16 protein-coding genes are annotated in these 23,769 nt (G+C 57.8%); 2 read left to right on the top strand and 14 right to left on the bottom strand.

The window, feature by feature from the left end:
- Window positions 1–4 precede the first annotated feature (4 nt).
- The 14 genes from Mal65_RS14190 to Mal65_RS14125 form a co-directional block, all read right to left on the bottom strand.
- Window positions 5–2,158 (bottom strand): DUF116 domain-containing protein, encoded by a 2,154-nt coding sequence (locus Mal65_RS14190; RefSeq protein WP_145298760.1) that lies wholly within the window; start codon window positions 2,156–2,158, stop codon window positions 5–7.
- A gap of 54 nt (window positions 2,159–2,212) precedes the next feature.
- The gene (locus tag Mal65_RS14185; RefSeq protein WP_196784157.1) at window positions 2,213–4,339 is read right to left on the bottom strand and encodes a prenyltransferase/squalene oxidase repeat-containing protein; all 2,127 of its coding nucleotides are present in this window, start codon (window positions 4,337–4,339) and stop codon (window positions 2,213–2,215) included.
- A gap of 128 nt (window positions 4,340–4,467) precedes the next feature.
- Entirely contained in the window at window positions 4,468–5,481 is a 1,014-nt protein-coding gene (locus Mal65_RS27515) for a DUF1559 family PulG-like putative transporter (RefSeq protein WP_145298757.1), read from the bottom strand.
- Window positions 5,474–6,544: a DUF1573 domain-containing protein gene (locus Mal65_RS14175; protein ID WP_145298754.1), complete on the bottom strand. Its 1,071-nt coding sequence runs from the start codon at window positions 6,542–6,544 to the stop codon at window positions 5,474–5,476. The genes Mal65_RS27515 and Mal65_RS14175 overlap by 8 nt, the downstream gene beginning before the upstream one ends.
- Window positions 6,541–7,128, bottom strand: a complete 588-nt coding sequence (locus Mal65_RS27510; protein WP_390621976.1) for a cysteine peptidase family C39 domain-containing protein — start codon at window positions 7,126–7,128, stop codon at window positions 6,541–6,543. The genes Mal65_RS14175 and Mal65_RS27510 overlap by 4 nt, the downstream gene beginning before the upstream one ends.
- Window positions 7,129–7,169: 41 nt before the next feature.
- A complete protein-coding gene (locus tag Mal65_RS14165) occupies window positions 7,170–8,120 on the bottom strand; it encodes a hypothetical protein (RefSeq protein WP_145298748.1) in 951 nt (316 codons plus the stop codon).
- Window positions 8,121–9,403: 1,283 nt separating this feature from the next.
- Window positions 9,404–9,742: a hypothetical protein gene (locus Mal65_RS14160; RefSeq protein ID WP_145298744.1), complete on the bottom strand. Its 339-nt coding sequence runs from the start codon at window positions 9,740–9,742 to the stop codon at window positions 9,404–9,406.
- 260 nt (window positions 9,743–10,002) lie between these two features.
- On the bottom strand, window positions 10,003–10,269 hold the full coding sequence (locus tag Mal65_RS14155; protein WP_165701272.1) for a transposase: 267 nt from the start codon (window positions 10,267–10,269) through the stop codon (window positions 10,003–10,005).
- A gap of 393 nt (window positions 10,270–10,662) precedes the next feature.
- Entirely contained in the window at window positions 10,663–11,343 is a 681-nt protein-coding gene (locus tag Mal65_RS14150; RefSeq protein ID WP_145298738.1) for a histidine phosphatase family protein, read from the bottom strand.
- On the bottom strand, window positions 11,340–11,750 hold the full coding sequence (locus Mal65_RS14145; RefSeq protein ID WP_145298736.1) for a hypothetical protein: 411 nt from the start codon (window positions 11,748–11,750) through the stop codon (window positions 11,340–11,342). Before Mal65_RS14145 ends, Mal65_RS14150 begins: the two co-directional genes overlap by 4 nt.
- Complete coding sequence (locus Mal65_RS14140; RefSeq protein ID WP_145304917.1) at window positions 11,747–13,591, bottom strand: GntP family permease; 1,845 nt, start codon at window positions 13,589–13,591, stop codon at window positions 11,747–11,749. Before Mal65_RS14140 ends, Mal65_RS14145 begins: the two co-directional genes overlap by 4 nt.
- Before the next feature lie 153 nt (window positions 13,592–13,744).
- Window positions 13,745–14,503: a tRNA (5-methylaminomethyl-2-thiouridine)(34)-methyltransferase MnmC2 gene (mnmC2, locus tag Mal65_RS14135; protein WP_145298733.1), complete on the bottom strand. Its 759-nt coding sequence runs from the start codon at window positions 14,501–14,503 to the stop codon at window positions 13,745–13,747.
- Window positions 14,504–14,723: 220 nt separating this feature from the next.
- A complete protein-coding gene (locus tag Mal65_RS14130; RefSeq protein ID WP_145298731.1) occupies window positions 14,724–16,256 on the bottom strand; it encodes a serine/threonine protein kinase in 1,533 nt (510 codons plus the stop codon).
- Window positions 16,256–19,468 carry a polysaccharide deacetylase family protein gene (locus Mal65_RS14125; protein ID WP_145298728.1) on the bottom strand — a complete coding sequence of 1,071 codons (3,213 nt, stop codon included), beginning with the start codon at window positions 19,466–19,468 and terminating at the stop codon, window positions 16,256–16,258. The genes Mal65_RS14130 and Mal65_RS14125 overlap by 1 nt, the downstream gene beginning before the upstream one ends.
- Window positions 19,469–19,805: 337 nt before the next feature.
- Here Mal65_RS14125 and pilM point away from each other — a divergent pair, with 337 nt between their 5' ends.
- Together pilM and Mal65_RS14115 are read left to right on the top strand one after the other, a co-directional pair.
- The gene (pilM, locus tag Mal65_RS14120) at window positions 19,806–21,923 is read left to right on the top strand and encodes a type IV pilus assembly protein PilM (RefSeq protein WP_145298725.1); all 2,118 of its coding nucleotides are present in this window, start codon (window positions 19,806–19,808) and stop codon (window positions 21,921–21,923) included.
- A 97-nt stretch (window positions 21,924–22,020) separates the two neighbouring features.
- Window positions 22,021–23,760: a hypothetical protein gene (locus Mal65_RS14115; RefSeq protein WP_145298722.1), complete on the top strand. Its 1,740-nt coding sequence runs from the start codon at window positions 22,021–22,023 to the stop codon at window positions 23,758–23,760.
- The last annotated feature ends 9 nt before the right edge of the window (window positions 23,761–23,769 follow it).

Here is a 23,769-nt window from a genome sequence, read left to right as displayed (position 1 = left end):
CCAATCAGGTCGTGGAAACGTTTCCGGATGCGGTGACGGGCAGCGAGCCCAACGATACGACGTCGGGTGACGGCAAATCGGGCCGCTGCAAAACCGTATCGACCAAGAAATACAACAAACGGCGTAACGAGTCAGGGCTGATTTCATCGGCGACCTGTTCGGCACGTGCCTGGTGCTTGTCGACCAGCGTCATCGCAGTACTGAAAACGTCACCGCGATGATAAAGCCGCCGGATTTCGGCAAGACGTTCGGAATTTTCTTTTTCCATCGCGTCTTCCCGCGGAGTCGCCAGTTCCATCAGCCGCCGTGAATCGCGATCATCCAGTGATTGCAGTGCCAATGCGTACAGCAACGTCGGCCGGCCGCCCAAGACGTCGCCGCCCCCGACGACCTTGTTGTCGGGGTCGCTGAAATCGCCGATGTCATTCAGGATCTGAAAGGCAACGCCCAGGTTCCGGCAAAACTTGCGGATCGGTTCGACATACTCGGTCGCGTCGCCGGCCAAGCGGATGCCGCTGAACAGGGCGGCTTCGAACGCGGGCGACGTCTTCAGGGCATAGACCTTCAACGCGTCGATCGGTTCCAGGCTGCGGTCCATGGTGTCCCGCCACAGCAATTCGGCACCCTGGCCTTCGGACAATCGCGTGTGTGCGGCGGCCAAGTTGTCCAGCACGTCCAAGCGTGCCGCGTCATCGATCGATGCATCGGAGTCGTCGGTGCCACGTCGGCTGAGCAGTCGATAGCCCAGGCCAATCAGATAGTCGCCGACGTTGATCGCCGTCGAAAGTCCGAACCGTCGGTGCACGGCCAATTGGCCGTATCGGTACGCATCATCGTCTTCGATGTCGTCGTGGACCAAGCTGGCTTTGTGAAAGGTTTCGATGCACAGTGCCGCGCGTCGAACGGCTTCGGGAATCGAATTCAGCGTTCGCTGCGCGTCGCTTGGCGAATCATCGGCATTGGCGTCACCGTGGTCCGCGGCTTCGGTCAATTTGCCGCCGGTCATCGCGTCGTACGAAGCCAACGTGATGAAGGGACGCGAGTGTTTTCCGCCGCGATGCAAAAAGTCGTACGCGATGTGTTCGGTCGCGGCGATCGGGTCGATCGTTTGAACTTGTTCACGGCTGACCGCCTGTTCGCCCAGGCTCAAGTCGGCGCGCAAGCGGGGGGCCAACTGGTTCAACGATTCGGGACCACACAATTCGCTGGCCGCACGCATCAAGTGCACATAGCTGCGTGTCTTTGCCTTGGCCGGTTGATAGGGCGTGCGAATCATCGCATCGACCCAAGGCTCGTCGACTTTGGTGTTCCGGCAATCGCTGGACAACAGCGGAACCGCCATGCACGGGATCCCGGCCAACAAGACTTTATCGATCGCCTTTTCCAAAACGTTCAAGCAGGCCACACCGATGACCGCGTCGACATAGCCGCCGACGATGATTTTCATCACCACCGGTGAACCTTCGGCGACCAACACGCGATAGCCCATGTCTTCGGCAAGACCACGGAAATCCGCGATGCTGCAAGCCCCACATTCTTTACAGTTCATGCCGAACTGGTCGTAATCCGCCGGACAGCCTTCGGCGTGTTTCAAGCAGTGCGGCAGCAGAAACAGTCGGCGTTCCGGTGGGACCGACGCCAGCTGGTCGCGCCAAAACTCACTGCTAAGCATCACCATCATCCAACCGACGTAGGATTCCGGCAGATCGGCTTCTTGTAACGTTTGTCGGGCGACGAGTTCCATTTCGTCTTTGGTCAGCGGTGCGTCGCGGGGCAACCGCGCGGCGACTTCGGCACAGCGTGCTCGCAAACTTTCCCGCAATTCCAACGTCGGCGGGACTTCTTTTAGGTGACTGGTTTTTCGCCGGCCTTTGGGCTCGTTCGACGGAGCAACCGGACTGGCCGTCGCGGCTCCGGATACTTCGCTGGGGCGGAGTCCTGTGGACAAACCGATTTCCTTTTGTTGGTGAACTCTGGAAGCGAAAACCAAATGATCATCGGGGCGATTCGTCTGCCAACCCGATGGCGGGCGACCCGCTGGTGCGCCGACCGCGCCCGGCGTGGACAAAAAGCGGATCGTGATCGGTGCGGTGATCGTGGGTGACAGGCGGGCGGTCGAAGATTCGGGAACCTTGGCCGGTTTCGGATGGCGGGTCATTCATGCGCGGCGACCTGAAACGGGCGTCGCTGGATGCGACCATTCTATCGAGGGCTAGCCCGGCTTGCGGCCCATTTCCGTTGAATCCGGGGCAATTGATCGCAGGAAAGTCGCCAACGCCGCGATGCTGAAAACGATCGGATACAGTCGCTCGTGGTACCAAAGCTTTGCAAAATAGAAGCCGATCGGCCAGGGCTCCGGCGTCGTGTCGGCCTGCCATCGGTCCACCAGAAAGCCGGCGCCGCGGGTGATCGCGGCCAGGCAAGCTGTGCGGTCAATTCCGGCGGATTGCCGCGGATCGTCGTCTTCGCCAATTTCTGCGGTCTGAATCAGCACACGACCGAGGGCTTCGACGGCCTGGGCGGTTTCTTCGATCGAACTTTCGACGGCCCCCGGCACGGTCGAAACGGTGACGTCACGCCGGACCGATGTTCCTTCGCCACGATTGTTCCAATCGGCTGCATGGAAACGGCCGACGGATTCACCGCCCCCCCAGCCTCCGTCGTCGTTCTGGTGGTCGATCAGCCAACGGGTGCCTTTGGCAAGCATCGACGTCAATTCTTTCAGCCCCATCCGCGGCGTCGTGGGCCGGTTCGGTTCGGCCGCTTGTTCCGATTGGCGTTTCCACTGGTCCGCGATGCAGACCAATACGCGAGCGGTCCCGTAAACCGGATTTTCTTCGTCGTCGCGGTCTTGGTTACCAAACCACAGGGGCGTCCAAGATCCGTCGTCGCGGTGTTGGCGTCGCAAGAAGCGAAGCCCAAACGCCACGGCCGCGTCGATCGCGCGGTTCAAGTTTTCGTCCTTGATCGATCCGGTGGCCACCGCCGCCTGCAACGCGCGAATCGCATGGGCGGTCAAGTCGGTGCTGCTGCGGTCGAACGGCAGTTTGCCCCAGCCTCGGCAAAACGTCGGCCAGCCACCGTTGCGGTTCTGCAGACGGATCAGCCAAAGGACACCGTCCATCACCGCGCGGTCGATGTCTTGCTGCTTCGCCAGAGCGACCGATTCACGGGCACGGCACAACGCCAGAATCGCCGCCGGGGTGTCATCGCTGTCGGGCACTGCACCCGACAGGTCCGTCCATCCCCAGCCGCCGGGCTCGGCACCTGTGAACGGATGACGCTTGCGGTGTTGGCATTCCAAATGCCAATCGACCCAAGCTTCGTCGCACCAACGTTGGTCGTCCGAATCATCGGTCGACAAAGCCAACACTGATAGCGACGTAACCCATGTGGCCAGATTCGTATCGATCGGCCAACTGCCTTCGTCGGTCATCGAACGCAACAGAAACAACAGCCCCTGTCGCGCGACCGTCACATTGCTGCGTCCGGTCGCCGCCAGACTCATCACCACGAATGCGGTCAAGGGTGTTGCTTCTAAATAGCCACCGCTTTCGGGCTGCATGTCTCGCAAAACTTCCATCGTACGGTCCACGCTGGCCGAACGAATCCAACGCACCGGAGGCAACGGCTTGGGCCCCAGCAGAAAACGAGCCTGTCCCATCGCCACCAACGCCGGGACCGCATAGCTGACCACCGGCATCTGCAGGAATCGATACATCGACTGTGGAAACACCGCCGCTTCGAACGGTAACGCCGGAATGTGTCCCCAATCCAGCAAGCCAGCGATGGCCAGATTCGTCATGATCGGGACGACGAACGTCTTGTCCTTTCCGTAACGTCGCCGAAGTGCATCCAATCCACCGGTTCGATCGATGTAGCCTTGCAGTCGTTTCAAAACACCACTGGATAGACCGTTTCCCGGCCCGAGAGCTTGGGCTGCCAATTCCGATGCCGCTAGAACCAGATAGCTGGTCGCGATGTTGGACAGGCTGCGGTCGGTGTCGCCGAAGCCGCCATCGCTGTTCTGCTGCGTTGCCAAATAGGCGATGCCTCGACCGACCGACTCGGTCACGTTGGCCGCCGTCAGCTCCGGTGCAACGTGATGTGAACCAAACAGCGGTCCTGTTGCGTCCGGTGATTGGTTCTGGCGATCCATCAACAATGCGGACATCGCGCTGACCGCGGTCGCTGTTCCCAAAGCCGACGGCGACAAGGTTCCGGTCCAGTGCGAGTGGACGCCCCGATCCTGCATCAATTGATCTCGCAGCGTATCCAGCGTCGCTCGGGCTTGGCGTCGCAGCGTCGTAATGGGAGTAATCTCCGAATCTTTGTTCAAAGGCTCTGGATCGCGCGGCGACCTGGTCTTACAGGACTCCGTAATTGAAGGACCGCCCTTCAATGCGAGGCCAATCTATATTTTGTACGTATAGACGCCAAGTCATTTACGAAGCTAATGCAGCGGGTTTACTTTCCTATCGAACCTAGCCTGCGAAACACGGTAAGGTCGACCTCTTCGCTCACAAACTCAATGGCTCCATCCAAACGCCCGATATTCACTCCGCCCGGATGTAACGACGTTGCACTCACCATCCCCAAATAGCTACCGAATGGATTACTGTGAGTGCCCTGGACGATGGCTACTATGTTTTCGTTAGGCCGTGCAATATGGTCATAGAGCGTGAATGCCTTCCCCGCATAGGCCCAATTGCGGCCTGCTACGCCAATAAATTGTCTAGGGGGGGATGCTGCTAGCTCAACCCCAATTTCATGCAACAAAGTCGCATCGAGTTCACTTTTTATAGTGCCACCTCGAATGTTCGCTGCCCAAACGTCACCGTGAGTAATCATAGTACCGGATGCGTAGCCGGACCCTATAATGCGTTCCGAAATGGCGGCAGTGTGCGAAAGACCACCGCGCACTTGCGACAGCCGAAGACCAGAGCCACCAAAAGCACCTTCGTCTTCGGACCGTAGATTGCTAGAAGCAATCTCACGCGCAAATGGTTGTGAACCAGCACAGAACCGAATGTTGTTTCCCCCGTCTGCCGAATCGGCTGGGCAAAGAAGCGTTGAAACGGAAGTCTCTCTCCTCGGTCCAATTGCAGAGAAAGGAATCGTATCTACCGAGTGGACAAGCGGGTACCTCTTTGCAGCTTCGCTCAGCTCTGTGTGATCCAAATACGGTAGAATCTTCCAGATGCCCGAAAGCCTTGTATGTTTCGGGATGCTAAACTTTCTTCGTCTATCGTTCTCCACAAAATGCCCCATACTTGGGAGGTGGCCAAAAGCGGATTCGAATTGAGACAATGCGAGGCATACTTGTCTTAAATTGTTGGTGCATTCAACCCGTCTAGCTGACGCCCTGGAGCTTGCTACTGATACTAGCAGGATGGAAACTACGATAGAACCGATCGAGAATACTACCAATAGCTCCACTACCGACCCCCCTCTGCGGCTATGGTAAAGGTGTCTAATCATCGAATACCTGCAAGAGCCTCAGGTGAACGGGGGCATCTAATCCCTCAAACAAAAGCTCAAATATCGCCTCTTTCTCACGCACGCGCGGAATGTAAATGGCATAGGTTTTGCTGCTGCTTTGTGCGGCTATGCGACTAAAACGGATCTCCCCTGAGTCGACAAATTCGTCGCGTTTCCGAAGCAGTCTGATCTTTACGAGCGTGCTTGTGCTCAAATCATCTCCGAACAACTTGACCAACTTTACGACGGGGTATTCTTTAGGCTTCTCAAAGACGACAATGTCTCCCGGCACTGCGACAATTGCCGGCCTCTTCATTTTCATCCGAACAGGAATATAAACATCCGGCATTTTTTTGCCTTGCTTCGAAACGGACGCCACGATCAACTTCTCACCTCGGAAGCGCAAAAAACGCGGAACCTTGCCGCGGACGATAATTTCATTCCCATCAATTGCAGCTTCCAAAAAGGGAAGTGTGGACTCGACGCTATCAATGCGCAGCTCACTGCCAGGGATACTTTCGTATTCGTGGATCGAGACTCGTTTACTTATCGACTGTCCTGCGATGACGTCCTCGGCGACGACCGTGGGTGGCACAGCAACGAGAGGGTGCGAGATGGTGTAGGAAATCCGAATCGACGTTTGCACGACTCTCTTACCCGGAATCGGTGGGATCGGAAGCAGAGAGACTCGAATCACTTTGGAGTGTGCACCGCGAGGTGTGGTGGGATTAGTTGTAGATGCTCGAAAACCAACTTGAATGGCAGTTGAATCGTTTGCACCCAGGGATTTGTTTTCAATCCTTGCAAAGACGCATCGACACGAGGCTGCAATTTCTACGACTTTACACTTGTGGCCGATCGGATTCTTGAAATCGATCGTCTTGAGCAGGTCTTCCTGTCTGCCAAGCACAAAAGTACCCAGGTCAACCTCAATCGACGGTGCAGCAATTTCGTTAGTGTCATCGCCATTACACTGCCTTGTGGGTAAACACGCAGCGCCAATTGCAACGATAACAAGTCCACGGAAACTGTTTGAGAGGAACTCTGATTGAATGTCCATCATATGACCTTTCGGAACCGTGCGTGCATCACCCTTCCTGCCCAGGCGACCGCACCTGCTAGTCCTAAGAGAATGAGGTATTTAAAACAATGCTTCGCACACAGCTTTGCGGACAAAGAAGCCTCAGACGCGAGTTCATCCGTAGATATAAGCAGGGCTTCACCATTCCAGTCTTTGCGAAACAGGGAGATGGGCATGGTTCTCCTGTTGGGAAAGTCGACTACTGTAACTTGATGTTCGACACATTCTGCAATATTGACAAAGTGATTGGGGGCTATCCAGGCAATGCATGCGAATGACTCATTCGCCGACCTTTCCGTTAGATTATTGCAGTTGGTGTCGACGAGTCGGACATGGAACCCTCTGTCCTTCGCAAATCTCGCGAGATCCGTCAGGGAGTGGCCATTGGGGCCCGGCGAAGGAAGGCGACTGGCAAAACCGTCGAGAGTTTCATTGTTTCCTAAGGAAGCAATTGCGAGGTATAATGCCTCGACGCCGCAGTCAACAACTAAGGGCCTCGTCGCATCTGTGGAATACCCACCTTTCGAAGGCAAGAAGCACAGTAATACGATCGCACCTATTCTCATTGACAAGCACCCTTCTGCCGTTTTCGGCCTGCCCAGCTGAATCATTTTGAGAAATCTGAATTTCGCAGTGTTTCGATCGCCTTCTGTAAGTCGAGGTCTTTGGTACCCGCTTTCGTAACAGGACGCTGATTCTTACGATAGGTTGTTGTTCTGGTTTTGCTTGTTATCCCAATTCCGCGTTCTGTGAAATGCTGACCCCGAAGCAATGACGAATTTATTTGCTTCAGAGATTCCACCTCGATTTTCCATGTCCTCCACGGAAGTCCCTGACGATCATACCTCTTCTCTTCAATAAGGCTCGGGTATAATAACTTCTCGGATTCATCCCAGGTTAAGGTCGTTGCGTAACGCAGATTGCCCCGCAATCGATGTTCTACACTGGAGACCAGCGGCATTTCACCTTTCAGGAATGATGCGCTCACGTTGGTACCTTCTTCTGAGTGAGAGATTGCAATCCTGATCTGTCCATCTACATTTGTTGTAGACAGGCTTCTGTGAGCAAAATTCCATTTGCCATTGTCTGTCCACAAATCCGAATAGGGGAACTCGAACGCGTACATAAACCAGTTCTCCTTCGGAAGGACCTTTAGCTCCTGGGAGCTCTGTTTTGCACCTTCAATTGAACGAAATGCAAGATCGCGGTCTCGGTAGTAGTCGACCAAGGTTTTGCCCGATTTCAGCATTGTGCCGCGTCGGCTTGTTGACTGCTCACCGCCTGTGTCCGCTATCTTAACTCGTTTCCAGTTGTAGTCGATTCGCAGTTGTTCTTCGCACCAAGTTGCTACTCCATGGACTCTCGCACGACTTAGTTCATTTACGTACTCGCTTCGAAACACCATTTCCCACGCGCCTGACTCAAACTGCCGTAGATAATCAGCTTCGCGGCTCAGCAGAGCGGCAACGACTGCTTTGTCTTTCGACGGCATCTCAGACACAGCAGTTGTCGCGTGGCCTAACGCTACGACAGCAAGGAAAACATTCTTCCAGTACATTGGTCTTGCGGGGGTGGATTTTCGTTGTGTGTTGGAATTGTGTCGGGGCAAACACCACTTGGCCGAAGCATACGGTTCGTCTTTGCAGGCTGGTTCATACCTATCGGTTTACTGCTACAATTCTATAAGAATCACAACGTACTGCCCGAAGATGAAACAGAACTGTCGACCAGTTTCGAAAACCACCAACGTTTTTTGAGTGATCCGGTGACATGCGACTTACGGACACGTGCTATCACAATCTAAGGGTACCGGGATAACTGTCCCCGCAAATGCTGTACATTTGCTGATGGCAGGGTCCCAGTCGCAAAAATCCCATTCGGCGCATTCTAATTCATCTGACCAGTCCTCGGTACAGCTTCTGCCGAGATAGATTGCAGAATCTTCATTACAGATATCACGGTTGGCTGCATGTTTTGTTCGGTAACCTCTGGCGTTTCCCGATTCACAGAACGCTCGACCATGGCCAGAACAGAGTACCTCTGTGCCATCGCAATCTTCATTGAATTCGCAGCAAGCGTCATCGAAATCTAAGTCCTCACGGCCGTGCAGAACGTCCGCCTCTGCATGTGGTAAGTCAGAACCCCAGCGAGGCGCTGAAACTAATGTGGTGATTGTTATAGCCAGAATGACAGCCGTTTTGAACAATTACATTTCGGTTCCTCAGTGTTTAAGTTTCTTACGACTTGGCATCGCAAAACGCCCAGCTCAATTCGCCATAAAAACCAGGCGGTGCCTTTCGACCCCCCCGGAGCGAATGTTGTTCGATTGTACGGGACCCAAATCGCAAGTGCAAGAGTGTATTCGGCTTTTCCAAAGGAGATCGAGGTTGATGGAGGTCAGTTCCAGCCAGCGGTAGCGGGACGCGATGTTTAGGAGCGACGGACGCTACTTTTGTGGAGAGGTTCTGAAGTTTTCGCGGAGGTGGTGGTGAGAATTTTCGCCGGAGCGGTTTTTCGGTTTTCGGTCGTGGTTCTTTCAGGTCTTTGGGATGGTCTCTTCGCTTTCGAGATCGGAAATAGCGCGTCGGTCACGCGTTCCAACGGACGTTCTGGATCACTTTCGCTGGCTCGCGACCGCCCTTTTGCTCAGGTGGATGCTCCCAGGTGGACCATCCGTAACAGATTGAAAGCGAGAGCGTGCCAGAGACTCACCGCCTGGGCCTTCAGCAAGCCTCTCACACAAAATCGCGTTGATTCACGGTTGCGACAATCCGCGTTCGGAAACTCGGCCACCGAGGGACGTTTCTTATAAAGTTCGTGATACGTAGGAGCGGCCATCCGCTAACGGAAACTCTTGTACTCATCGCTGTCACCTTTTTGGCGCTCGTGAGGGTCTATGCCGTGAGGAATCAGTTGTTTGCTTCGCGGAATGCTCGATATCACTTCGGTCCTAAGTTGCTTGGTCTCCTTGTCTACAGCCTTGGTCGCAAAAGCCGGGTCCACGATTGCCGTGCCCGGCCGTCGACCGTACCGCTGTTCGAACTGGTCAAGCATCGGTGGCAAGCGGCCTCCATTGGTCCCCTCTGAGCTGACTTCCACGCCGACGATGATCCGAGCATCGCAGTCACTGGCGAACTGAACGTTCAGCGCCGGCCGCGTGCCGCCATCACCGATCTTCATCCGGCGAGCTTCCGGATCGGTGGTGCTGACGCGGACTTTCGCCTTGTCTTCGGGCTGCTTTTTCTTGTTGCGTAGGTCCTCGCTCTCCTCGATCGCTCGCGTTAGCCGCTCTTCGCGTTCTCGCGACGGCCGATCGGCGGCCGCTTCACGGCGCGTCCGCGGAGAAGAAACATCATCATCGTCGTCTTTGCCGTTCTGTTGCCGGCGGTTTTCCTATTCAGGGCGATCGACATGGCCCTTGGTATGTCGGTGGAGTTCATCTAGGGTCGGCTTGCGACGAAACGAACTTCTGCTCGCATCCGCATGCCGTCTTGAGCGATCTCATCAAGACGGACAAAGCCTTGCTTGATCAGCGAGGCGACTGAACTGGTCAGGATGTTGCTGAGCAGTTGAACCTGTTGGATCCGAAAGTCGCAAATCGTGCGGTAGTTGACCGAGATTCCGCCGCAGAACCATCGATAGATCAGGTCGGTTTGGCAACGTCGGTCGATCTTGCGGGCCGAGCTGATCCCATCAAGGGTGGCCACCAACCATTAGGCAATGAGCACTTCGGGGCTGTTCGCGGTGCGTCCGGCTTGAGATCCGGAGACCTGCAGCGGTTTATAGAGCGGTCCAAGTCAAGCGACTTGACGTATCGCCAGACGATTCTGCTGCGATGATCTCGTGGAATCATCTGGTCAATGGCCATCGGCAAAAACTCGGCCTGATCACGCTAAGGCCGATTGACGCGTGAGTTTCGCTGGGCGAATCCCTTCTTAGTGCTCATGGCGGCTAGACTATCGCGATCAGCCAACCACACAATCGCTCCACCGGCGTACACTCACATCCTGGGAGCGAAGGCCGATGTTTGACATTTCAACAGACTGCAGCCATAGCTGTGGAAAAATGTTGGCTCGGCCCCCCAGAAAATTGTGGCGAATTCAGTGCTCGCGTCCGGTGACCAGGCGAGCGGGCATGTGGCTGACCGAGTTCAGCCAATCCAGATGCCAAGCCTCATTCGCCCAGCGCAAACGACTGATGCCGACATTGACGATCGGTCCCAGACGTTGCATGTCCACGACGTCACCGATCATTTGGGCCAGCAACGCGCGAATGAAATCGGCGTGGATGACGGCGACAACCGTCATGTCGGAATCACCAAATTCATCAATGAAGCGCCCAACAACACTGGCAGCACGTCGAACCGTTTCGTCTTCCGCTTCGCGGTCCGGTCGATCCCACCAACCTTGGTCGCCGATGGTGTCGTCGATGACGCATTGCTCGCGGTCGGAATGAGCCAGTTTGATGATTTGCCTTCGCGATAATCCCGGCGCGCCGCTGTAGGTCGCGTCGTTGTACCCGTTGAAGCAGCCGCCACGTTCAAACACGTTGTGCCAAACGCAAACCGGCCGTGGCGATTGATCCAGATAGATCCGCGTGGTTTCCAACGTGCGTCGGAAAGGGCTGGTGATCAGCACGTCATGACGAAAGGTCGTCATCCACTGGGCCAGGTGCTGTGCCTGCAGGCGGCCGCGCGCCGTCAGCGGCGGATCACAAACCCGCTGGTGTGTCGGCCGGGCATTGTTTTGGCTTTCGGCATGACGGATCAGGTACAGCTTCATTGCATCGATGGGTCGAAAGACGTCGACGGATTCTGTCGACGCCTTGCCGGGTCGAACAAACGTGTACGCACGTAATCGATCATCATCCACTGTAAAAACACCAGGGCCACCGGCAGGGCGAACAACAAGAACTGCATCAATGCTTGTTGCTGCATCCACGCGGGCGCAAACCGCATCATCATGACCAAAATTGCCATCACCAGCGAACCGTTGACGAACAACAGCAAACAGGTGACCAATGACGACGCGATCGTGAACAGACATCCGGTCGCCAGCGCACCGCTGTGACCAATCGAAACCTCCGCAGGTTCCGGTTCGGCCGCCAAGGGGCGTGCCCGCTGGCCGATTGCGGCCGAAGTGGCCGGTCCAGGTGCGGTGTTGGGTTGTGGTCGACGTTCGGTGGTCATTGGCCGACCAGGGGCAATACCTGGCTCATCAAAAGCGTCATCGTCAGCCCGCCGACCGAAAGCACGGCCAGCAACGGCGTCCAGCTGCGAAGCGATTCGGCTTCGGTCAGACCACCCATCTTGGCGAAGATCCAGAACCCGCTGTCGTTCATCCAGCTGCCCATCAGAGATCCCGAACCGACCGCGGTGGCGACATAGACCATGTGGTATTCCGGTTTGGTGTCACCGATGATCGCCGACATCATGGCCGATCCGATGATCATGGCCACGGTGCTGCTGCCTTGGGCGACCTTCAGCACCGCCGCAATGGCCCAGCCCAACAGCAACAGTGTGACACCGCTGGCGTCGGAACCGGCGAACAATTGCCGAATCGATTCGCTGACTTTGGTGTCAGTCAGCATCGCACCGAACGCGCCACCGGCGGCGGTGATCAGGATAATAACACCGCCGGACATCAAGGCTTCTTCGACGTCGGTCCCCAGGGCACGCCAGGAAAGACTGCGGACGGTCTTCAACGTCAGCATCGCAACGATGGCGGCCAACAGAAGGGCGAAGTTCGCATTGCTCCACAGCGACAGCCGGTTGGCCATCTTTCGTGACGGCGAATCCCAGTCCAGCGTGCGGAACTGATCGGGAAAGGCATCTTGCAGCAGCACGCGGTTCATCCGCCGACGATCGACCGGCTTCATCCGAGTCTGGTTGGCGGACAATCCGTTCTTGACAACGTCCGACAGCGGCACGCCCAAGAACGCTTGTTCGTCGTACAGATCGGGGTCCAGCAAGACATCGTTCAAGGCATCGACATAGGCTTGCTTGGCGTCGTCGTCCGACGGCACGGTGGAAAGCAACGCACGGTCGTCATCGTCCAGACGTTGGCTTCCGACGACTCGCGCGGCCGGCGTGCCGGGCCGGGCGTCTTGGATCAAGGAGACCAATTCGGAGTAGTCACGAACGTCTTCGACAGCCAACCGCGCGCGGTCTTCTTTGTCCGCCATGGTCGTCGCCAAAGTTCCGGCACCGATCAATAGGACGGGAATTGCCACCGGCAAGAACGACAGCCAAAGCGAAGGCAGCTGATCCGGCATCAACGCTTGATGTTTGTTTTCCCCGGCGGCAAGCGGCCGCATCGCGATCGGCATGCGAGTGTCAACGAAGGCGGAAAAGGCCAGGCCGATGACGGCGGACGGTATTGCCACGATGACGCCGACGATCATCATCATTCCGATGTCCACGCCCAGTGTCGCGGCGACCAATAGAGGACCCGGCGTCGGCGGCACCAGTGTGTGAGTGATGCATCCACCGGTGGCGATGGCCATCAGGTAGCGTAGATAATTCTTGTTCGTGCGGCGGTAAAGGCTGCGAGCCAACGGCACCAACAAATAAAAGACGGTGTCAAAGAAGACGGGGACGGCCAGGATAAAGCCGCTGATCATCAAACCGATCGAAGCCTTCTTTTCACCGGTGATGCGAATCGCGGCGCGGACGATGCGATCAGCGGCCCCGCTGTCCAGCATGCATTTGCCAATGATCGCCGCCATCGCGATGACGATACCCACACCGCCGGCGCTGCTGCCGAACGCCGAAACGACCTTTGCCATCCGCGCGCCCATGTCTTGGTCGTACTGAAGCCCGACCAGCAGGCTGACGATGATCGCGGAAATGATCAGCGCCAGAAACGCGTTCAGCTTTAGTCCGATGATCATCCCCAGAACGGCCACGATTCCGATGCCGACCAAAATCATCGGCGTCGCGTTCCAGTCGCTCGCGGCGGCGGTATCGGTGACGCCGGGTGTCGACGCGGCTTCCTGAGCAATCAACGCCGGCAGGCATCCAAAGGCCATGGCGACCAGGAAGACGGCAAACAGAATTTTTGGGGATCGCATCATGCGAAGGTCTCGAAACAGGGGTGGGGAGAAGCTGTCGGGGTGGGCAATTCCGGCGGACCGCCTGGGAAACGCCACAGTTTAACCGCCTGGGCCACCTTCGTGGTCGGGTCAGCCCGCGGACCCCGGCGAAGCAATCAAGACTTCGCGTTTGCCCCCGACGGGACCCCGGACGCGATCGACCGTCCAGCCGGCGGCGGCCATGCAATCGCGTACTTGCCGGTTGACACAATACGTCACCAAACGTCCCTCCGGTGCAATGTGACGTCGCATCTTGGCGAATACCGATTCGGTCCACAATTGCGGGTCGGTCGCCGGTGCGAATGGATCGAAATAGATCGCGTCAAACGGTTCAAGGTCATCCGCGGTCCCTGCAGGCGGCCAGTCCAGCAGGCTGACCAAATCGACGGTTAACCGCACGGTATCGCTGACCGTCCAATCGATGCGGCCCGACGCGGTGGCTGAACACTTGTCGGATCTCCACTGCAAGAAACGCTTCGCCAATGATGCGTCGTCGATCCAGGATTCTGGATTCAGTTGACGCAGCGTATCGGCGGCGGGAAGCCGTCGATCGACCGCGTGATAATCCAACGGCGTTTGATACTTCTGTGCCAAGTCGATCGTTGCCAATGCGGCCATGGCGGTGCCCAAGCCGACTTCGAACACACGCGTGGCCAAACCCTGTTGCAAGCGGTCCGCAACACCGCTGTTGTTCAAATAGACATGACGGCTTTCGGCGATCGCACCACAACCGCTGTGATAGGCATCGCCAAGATCGGTGCGGACCAACGTGCGGCTGCCGTCATCGGTGATTTGAATCTGTAGATCCGGTTCGTCCGTCTTCAGATGCGTGCGTTGGGGAATGGGCATGACGATCGGGGGATCGGAGATGTCGGCGGGCGAGAAGCTAAGCGGGCGGACGGATTTCTTGCGACGAATGCCAGCCCGACGCGTTTGTTTTGAAGTTGCGTTTCTACCCGAGGCATTGGTCTTTTGGTAACCCGACGCGTGAGCGAGGCACCGCGTTCTTTGCCGGTTCGTTTCTCGCTTACGCGTCCGGTTGCAAGACGTAAATAGATCGTCCGCTGACTTAGAACTGCCAATACTCGTGAGCCAAAAAGCCTAGCACGGCACCGACCAAAAGGCTGACCGGGACGGCCAAGGCGAGCGTGATGGCAATGGCCAGGGTGTGACTGGGACGCGGAGCCGTTTGGAGGGAAGCCAAGGAGTTTCCGACCATCGGATCGGCCGCTTCGATCGCCGTGTCGCCGCCGGGAACTGGTGGCGGTGTGTCGGTGGATCCTTGGCTTTCGGCCGACGCGGAACCGGCCGCCGAGTCTTCGTCGACATTGGGACCGGATCGACCGTCCAACCCGACGTGGTCTTCATCGATGCCGTTTTCCATCGGGGGTGGCGGGGCGGTCCAGGCTTGTCGTCGGATCGGCGGGTCGATCGCTGCATCACTGATTCGGGCGAACGGTTCCAAACGATCCGCGACATCCGCGGCTGAGGCGACCCGACGTTCGGGATCCTTTTCCATCATGTCGGCAATAGCGTCGACAAACTCCTCGGGCAACTCCGGTGCAAACTTTCGTGGATGCCACGGCGTCTGTTCACAGTGTCGTCGACACTTGCTGCGCGAATCGCCGCCGGGGAACGGGACCTTGCCGGTGACGACGTAATAGGTCGTACAGCCCAGCGAATAGATGTCGCTGGCCGGGCCGATCATCAGCGGGCTGCGAATTTGTTCCGGCGAAAGGTAATCCGCCGTTCCCACGATCTTTCCGGCCCGTGGATCTTCGTGAATCCCCATGCTCCAAGCCGCCAAACCCACGTCGGATACTTTGGCAATGCCATCGGGCGTGACCAAGATATTGCCAGGTTTGACGTCGCGGTGGATCAGCCCGAGTTCGTGCGCGTACTGCAACCCGCGAGCGGCCTGAGAAATGATTGATGCGGCTTGATGAACGGGCAACGGACCATGACGGCGAACGTATTTACGCAGATCCGTCCCCGGGACATATTCGGTCACCAGGTAATGCACGTTCCCGTCACGGCCGGCATCAAACGCGCGGACCAATTGCGGGTGATCCAAACCGGCCTGCAAGCGGATTTCGCGCATGAAGCTGGCGCGAGATTCTTCGGTCGACTTTTCCAGCGGTAACACTTTCACCGCACATTCACGCCCCATCACCCGGTGGACCGCTTTGAAGACTTGGCCCATGCCGCCTTGGCCGATCCAGTCGGTGATCAAGTACGGCCCGAGCGTCAGCTTGCTGCGACCGCTGCGAAGCTGTTGGGCTTGGTACGACGTGATCACGCCGCTTTGGATCAGAGCCGCGGCCACCGCTTCGGCGTCGACCGGGCCGTCGGATCCACCGGCCTTCAACCGACGCTTGGCGATGTCCACCGCGCGTGCGAAGACTTGTTCGCTGATCAGTTCGCTGTGCAAAGCTGCGGTGTGAAAGAGCCCCAGTTTTTCATCAATTGATTCGGCCGCCTCGGTTGAAGCCGGCTTGGGCAGCGGTCGTTCCTTGGACTGTTCGATCACCGACTTCAACTGGTCAGCGATCCGACGTGCGTCGGTGGTCGGCGACGTTGCGGGTGGCGGATCCTTCTTCATTAAGCCTGCTCCGGTGCATCCGCCTGTGTTTGGCCAGAGTCTCGGAACACGACCAACAAATCAAGCACCGCATGTCCCGCGATCGAAAACTTGATCGCGTCGCCATTGACCTCCAACTTTTGTCGCAGATCGTCCAGCGGTGCGTCGATCGTTGCCTGGTCGCCGTCGAATCGGCAAGCCGCGGCAACCGTGCGACAGAATCGCAGTTTGGCTTTGACCGATTGGCCGCTGGTCTGCATCACGCGGATGATCCCCGCCAGATGGCCATCGTCGCGACGAAAGATCGTGACGTCCGACAATTCGATGGTCGACGGGCGACGGTGAATCAGCCATCCCTGCGGCTCCGATGCAACGGCCTGGTCGGACGGAGAAATCGGCAATGCGACAGGCGGTGCGATCACGGATTTGGCCATCGACACGGGCGCGGGGATGTCAAACCCATAGTCTATTTGAAACTCGGTCGACGTTTCACCTTGGCAACACAGCAGCGTGTCGACAAAACGTTCGCCGACGCGTCGGTGATAGGCCAACCCGTGCGAGGCGATTAGGGTTTGCCGTTCGGCTTCATCCAGAACGACGCCCAGCGGCGCGACCATTCGGCGGCTGGGTGCACGGTGCAATTTGTCGCGGACGATGACCCGGTCGATGGCCGATTCGGTGGCGGTGGCGATCCGCAGGGCAAAGTAGTTCTTCCAAGGTTCGCCATTGCACGCGATCGCTGGGCGTAGCGAGCCGGTGACGCGAAGGTTTCGGCTGCCTCGAAGCAGCGAGTATCGAAAATCAAACTCGGCCAGCATTGTTTGATCGTCGTCCACCAGACGCCCGGTCGCTTGGATCGTTCCCAGGTCGTTACCGTTTCGGACCGTCACGACTTTATCGGCGACCATCTGGCACTTGGTTCCGGATTTTCCTTCGGCCACACGGATCAGTCGCATCGAAAAGCGGTTGCCGCGAATCGGACCGCTGAAGACCGAAGAGATTCCGCCGGACGACATTGAGATCTGAGCTTCCAAGAACTGGTTGCCCAGGAAATCGCCGCGAGCGATGCGTCCGTCGCCAAACCATTTGCGTCCCAGCCATCCGTGACGGCTGAACGGACCGCCCTCCGATGCAACACTTGGATTGCCGCGAAGGACCGAAAATCCGTGACCCGGTGCGTCGGTGGTGGCCGACCAAAAACTGCCTGAGGCCGGCGTGAGGTCGCAATCGCTGTCATGTTGGCTGCCGCTTTCGCGGCTGACGCCGTACACATGCTTGATCTTCCGCGAAACCGGCTGACGGAACCGAACCTCTCGGCGACCACCCGATGATGACGGGTTCAACACGATCGCTGCATCGGCCGGTGAGGCATCGGCTGGGCCCGACGCGATAACGTTGTATCCCAGCGCCGTGGCCAGACGCTCGGCCGAATCGGCCAAGCCATCGACGGCGGACGCGGGCGTTTCATTTTGGTTGTCGCCGCGATGACTGGCCGACACGTCAGACGATTGCAACCGGGCCTTGCCGCTGGCCAGATCAGCCATGGCATGCAAACGCAGCGTTGCTTGGCGGATCACCGCATCGCGGGTCTCGGTGGCCACCGTGGAAATCGGATCGGCGGCGGCGTCTTCGTTGACTGCCTGGCTGAGGCTTTGCGATGCACTGTTGCTGACGTGCGTGGGGGTTCCGTGATGATACGGATGTTCGCCGTCGACGAAGTAATCCCGCAACCGCCAAAACTTGCCCAACGCCAGCGACCAAGACGCGGCACGTCGCAGGTCTTGAAAACTGTCGCAGGTCTTACCCGGCCAGTGGACCAACAACGCGGTGGCGATTTCACCGCTGTCGATCGATTCGCCCAGCTTTGCCGCCAAGTCCAAGAACGACGCGTCGCTGGTGGCATCGATCGGCTTGGCTGTCAGAGCTTCCAACTCGGTGCCGCCGGATTGCAGCACCACTTTGGCCTCTTCGCCGTGTCCGGTCCCGCGACGGAAATCGATCGGGATCACGCCGACGTATCCCAGACGCCCCAGGGTGGGAGTGAAGTCCGACGGGGTGCCGCCACAAAACCGGCCATAAACCTTGGGCGGTTCACCGATCGTCTGGGACGCCAGCGAATGTCCGTTGATCAGCGCGCGACGACCATCATCGAAGGACATCAAATCAAACTCGACGTCGCCGGGGCTGCCGCCGGCCCAGCCGATCTTGCCGTCTCGGATGGCGGACACCAGTGCGGCGAAACGTTTTGATGAATCGTCGTGAATCGCTTGGCAAACGTCACGGTCCAGCAAGACGTTCCGTGGTGCGGCGTGGATGGTTCCCGGTAACGTTCCGGTTGCTGATTCGATATCCGACTGTAATCGGTTGTCCGGCATCACCTCGTGTTCGGCCGGGATATCGGCACCGCTTGGTGGTGCGGTGGGCGTTTCGTTGACGCCGTCTGATTCGTTGGAATCCGCGATCAACGGTTCGACGGCGTCTTGGCACAGGGTCGCCGGGGTCAGCAGGACCAAATCGATTAGCGACGGATCGGACGCGAAGTAGTGGTCACGTTCTTCGGCAATCGAATCGAAAGCGTCGTGCATTGCGGCGACACAGGTTTCCCCGTCGCGGGCCACGAACGCTTCGGCCGCCGCGGTCGCGTGACGACGCAGCTGCATTTCGTCCAGGTTGCTGGAATACCGCAACCGCCGGGTCATCACCTGGATCTGCAGATTGGCGTAGGCCAGGGCAAAGAAATCGTCCGGGGTCACCATGCGATGGCCCGCGCGGACCGACTCGGGAAAGTCAGGCCACTGGATCGGGGATTGCTTTGCCGAATCGTCTTTTTGTTTCAGTCCCAGCAATGCCAGCATCGCGTCACGGTCCGGACCGGTCACGCCGTAAGCCTGGCCGACGGCGGGCGCGGATTCGCCGGATGGCGTTTCGCCTGACTGCCAATCGATGGGGGGTGACGAAAGACCGGACAGATCGATCAGCCCCAGCCGCTGGTCTTCGGGCATCATCTCCAGCGAATCGTCGGGGACGGCGATCAGCCGGCGGCCTTCGCTGCCGGGGATCGAATCCGCACGGTACCACAGCGGGGCACCGTTGCAGGCGACCACGACGGCGGGGTGCCATAGCACGGACCAAGCCGCCAGCAGGTTGCGGGCATTCGCGTCGCTACCCCCCTTGGGAAAGTCTTCCAGGGTGGAAACGGGTACCAGAACGCAGGACTCATCAAAAAAGGGCATGCAGGTTGCAGAAATCAGGGAGAAATTTGACGATTGGCGGCGGAAATCATTACACTGGCAGGCGGTTCGAGGTGACAAGCCGGCCCTTCGGACTCTTCCATTCTTTTCAAACCTTTTCACCACCGGGACCGTGGGTCGTGGCTTTGTTGTCCAGAACGCACCCGATCTGTCCCACCGACGTACATAAGATCGTTACAACCGTCGCATCAGCACGACGTGTGCGAAGCGGAACGCGACGATCGCCCCGTTCTTTGCGATGCCGACGGGCGAATCGCCTGGGGACTGAGTAGTCTAAGGCGGCAGAGACCATTCCCGTATTCCAAAGCGAAAGATTGACATGGCCGGAAGCGGCAGCGTTTGGGGAATCGAAATCGGGCAATCAGCGCTCAAGGCGTTGCGTTGCTCCAAGACCAGTGACGGAATCGTTGCGGAAGCATTCGACTATATCGAGTACCCCAAAATCCTGAGCCAGCCTGACGCGGATGCCGACGCGTTGGTCGCCGATGCGCTGGAACAGTTGCTGGAACGCAACGACATCCAGGGGTCGGAAATTTGCATCAGCGTGCCTGGGCAAAGCGGCTTGGCGAAGTTTTTCAAACCGCCGCCGGTCGAAGTCAAAAAAATCGCCGACATCGTCCGTTACGAGGCGCGTCAACAAATCCCGTTTGATCTGGCCGACGTCGTCTGGGATCACCAGATGATGCCCGGCAGCATGATCGAAGAAGGCTTTGCCCTGGACAGCGAAGTCGGGCTGTTCGCGATGAAGCGGGAACAGGCCTATCGCCAGTTGAAGCCGTTCGACAACGCGAATTTGGAAGTCGACATCGTCCAGTTGGCGCCGATTTCGCTATACAACACGATCGCCTATGACCGGATGCACGAGCGGGTCGATGGCGGCGTCTTCGATCCGGATGATCCGCCCAAGTCGACCGTGGTGTTGTCGATCGGGACGGATTCCAGCGACCTGATCGTGACCAACGGTTTCCGCATCTGGCAACGTAGCATGCCGATCGGCGGTAACCATTTCACCCGCCAGTTGACCAAAGACCTGAAGCTGACGTTTGCCAAGGCGGAACACCTGAAGCGGAACGCCAAGGATGCGGCCGACCCGAAGATGGTCTTCCAGACGATGCGTCCGGTCTTCAACGACTTGGTCACCGAAGTCCAGCGGTCCATTGGGTTCTTCCGCAGCATCGACCGCAAGGCGGAGATCGACGAACTGTTGATCACCGGTAACACGGTAAAAATGCCCGGCTTGGCGGCCTACCTGGGCAAGAACTTGGGGATGGAAGTCCACGTCCTGGATCGCTTCGAACGGCTGACCGGCGACGACGTGATGTCGATTCCGCAATTCCGTGAAAACGCTTCGACGTACTCGGTTTGTTACGGGTTGTGTTTGCAAGGCTTGGGGCTGGGCCAGATTCACGCCAGCCTGGTGCCGCATGAAATCTTGCGGGAACGCATGATCCGGGCCAAGAAGCCTTGGACACTGGCCGGATTGGCGGTGCTGATGCTGGGGCTGGGCACCCACTATTGGTTCACCGAACAGACTTGGGCGTCCACCCACGAAAACTTGTGGGGACAAGCCAGCAGCGAAGTCGCGTTGATGGACAGTTACAGCAGCGATCACTTCGGCAAAGACGAACAGCTCAATAACAAGCTGAACTTCTTGAACGCGGTCGGCAAAGAACTGTCGGGCAACGTGGAACGTCGGTTGACCTGGCTGGAAATCATGCGGGTCATCAACGCGGGCGTCCCGCGGGAAACCGAGGAAGACGCGAAGAAGACGCGCAAGGAATTGCCGCTGGACCAACGCAAGGACATTCACGTCACCAAGGTCGAAACGAAGTTTTACGAAGACTTGGAAGAATGGTACGACGAAGATCGCGCCCGACGTTTCGAAGAAGAAATGCGAAACTGGACGCGTCTGATGGACCGTACCGAAGTGCCGTATCTGGAAGAATTTGAAACCGGGCCGACCGAATCTGGCTGGGTCATCCAAATCAACGGATACCACTACTTCAACAGCGACAAATCCAAACGCTATGCCGGCAACGCCCACGTCCGAAAGTACCTGACGACGTACTTCTTGGAAGGCGAATACGAATTGCCCTCCGGTGACGGCCAGACGATGAAATTCACGCCCGCGGAAATGGGCCTGAGTTTTCCGTTGTTGCTGGACGAAGCCCGGATGAAGGAGGAAACGATTCCCAACCCGGACTTTGACCGCACCAAAGCGATGGCGGACCCTGAATACATGGAAGAAGAGCCGCCGGAACTGACGGTCCAGCGATTGGACTTTACGTTCCAAGTGGTTTGGAAGCCGAACCTGATCACCGATCGGGTGGAAGCCAAATTGCAAGCCGAGGCGGAGGCCGCAGAAGCGGCGGCCGCGGAGGCAGGTTTGACCGAACCGGAAGTCCCGGTGGGTGATCAGACCGCGATGACGCCGTAGGCGTTTGAAACGATGTTTGCGTGACGCACCCCATGCGGTGCTCGACGCGCCCCGTGCGACAAACTTCACTTTTCTTATCCTTCCAAAGCCAACCACCATGGATGCCTTGAAAGCCAAGCTGCAGCCGCTGATCAAGAACGGGTTCTGGGTCAGTGCCGCGGTCATCTTTATCGGCGCGATCGCCGTTTGGGTGATGTCGTGGATGCGTTTGTCCAGCGAACACGCCGACCGTGTCGCCAAGCTGGACAGCGAAGTCAGTAGCGTCAGCAATGTTCGCAATCAATTGTCGGTGCACCCCAACGACGATTCGCACGAACAGATGCAAACATTGATCGACGCGCGGACGGCCGAAGTGCTGCAGGCGTGGCAAAGCGTTTACGAACGTCAACAAAACATTTTGACGTGGCCCCAGAACTTGGAAGATGACTTCTTGATGGAGTTTGAAAACAAGATTCCGGTCGAACGTTACATCGAGTATCCGATCCCGGTCGAACAACAGGTCACCACGGACCTTCGTCAGCGGTACCGAAACTACATCAAGGAAATTCTGCCCAGCGTGGCGGCGTTGGCCGGTGCCAAATGGACCGCGGACTTTGATTCTGTGTCCTCGGGCGATGGTTATGGCGAAGGCGGTGGCGGCGGCAGCTACGGCAGCAGCGTCATCGACAGCATCACTGGAACGGTCGAAGAACCCATCGTCGAATGGCCCTCGTCCAGCCAGGAACAGACACTGAGCGACCTGTTCCCCTGGCGGGGCACACGACCGACCACGCTGCAGGTTCACTATTCACAAGAAAACCTGTGGATCCTGAAACAGCTTTGCCAGTTGGTCGGCGACATGAACGGTGACGCCAAGCAAGCTTTCCAAGCCAAGATCCGCAGCATTGCGAAGATCGCGATCGGTGAATCGGTCGACTTCGAAGCCGGAGACATTTCCGATCCGGGTGACGATTCGACGGCCATGGGCATGGGCGGTGATTATGGCTATGACGACATGGAAGAAAGCTATGGCGGTGGGGGCGACTACGGCGACAGCTATGGTTCGTCCTACGGTTCTTCGTCCTCAACAACCGAGGTCGGTCCCGACCCGGCGGAAAACCGATACGTCGATCTTCAAAACCAACCTTTGCCCGCGTCGCGTCTGCGATCCGCACTGGTCAGCGAAGACCCCGCTGACGCCGGCTTGGCCGTTGCCAAACGGGTTCCGGTTCAAATGTCGGTCGTCATGGACCAGCGTTACATCCCGAATCTGTTGGCCATGTGCGGCAGCATTCCTTTGATGGTGGAAGTCAAGCAAGTCCGCGTCTTGCCCGAAGACGCCGGCGCCGCTGCGGCATCGGCCGGTGGCGGCTATGGCAGCGACAGCGGCGAAGAAATGGATGAGGGGTACGGCGAAAGTAGCGATGAAGGCTATGGATACGGCGAAGACGGCGGCTATGGATCGTCCGGACCGTCATTGGCCAACATTCCGGAAGTCGAAGTCGATGAAACGCCGTTTGATGTCACCGTCGAAATCTATGGCATCATCCACATCTATAACCCGCCGAACAAAGACGCCTTGGGCTTGAACAAAGTCACCGACGAAGAAGTCGTGATCGACGGATCCGATCAAGAAACCGAGACGCCGGCCACACCGCCCGCCGACACGCCGGAACAACCCGCGACACCTGATCAGCCCGCTGCCCAAACGCCCGCCGGTACCGATCCCAATGAAGACGCGGCTGATGGCGACACGCCCGATTCCGGTACGCCCGACGGCGATACACCCGCCGCGCCAGCGGCCGACGACAACACCGCATCGCCGGCAGCACCGCCGACGGCGATCCTTTCCAACTGACTTCTGTAC

Origin of the sequence: Crateriforma conspicua (assembly GCF_007752935.1) — a bacterium.
In the GTDB taxonomy this organism is placed as follows: domain Bacteria; phylum Planctomycetota; class Planctomycetia; order Pirellulales; family Pirellulaceae; genus Crateriforma; species Crateriforma conspicua.
This window is presented reverse-complemented; position numbering and strand designations above follow the sequence as displayed.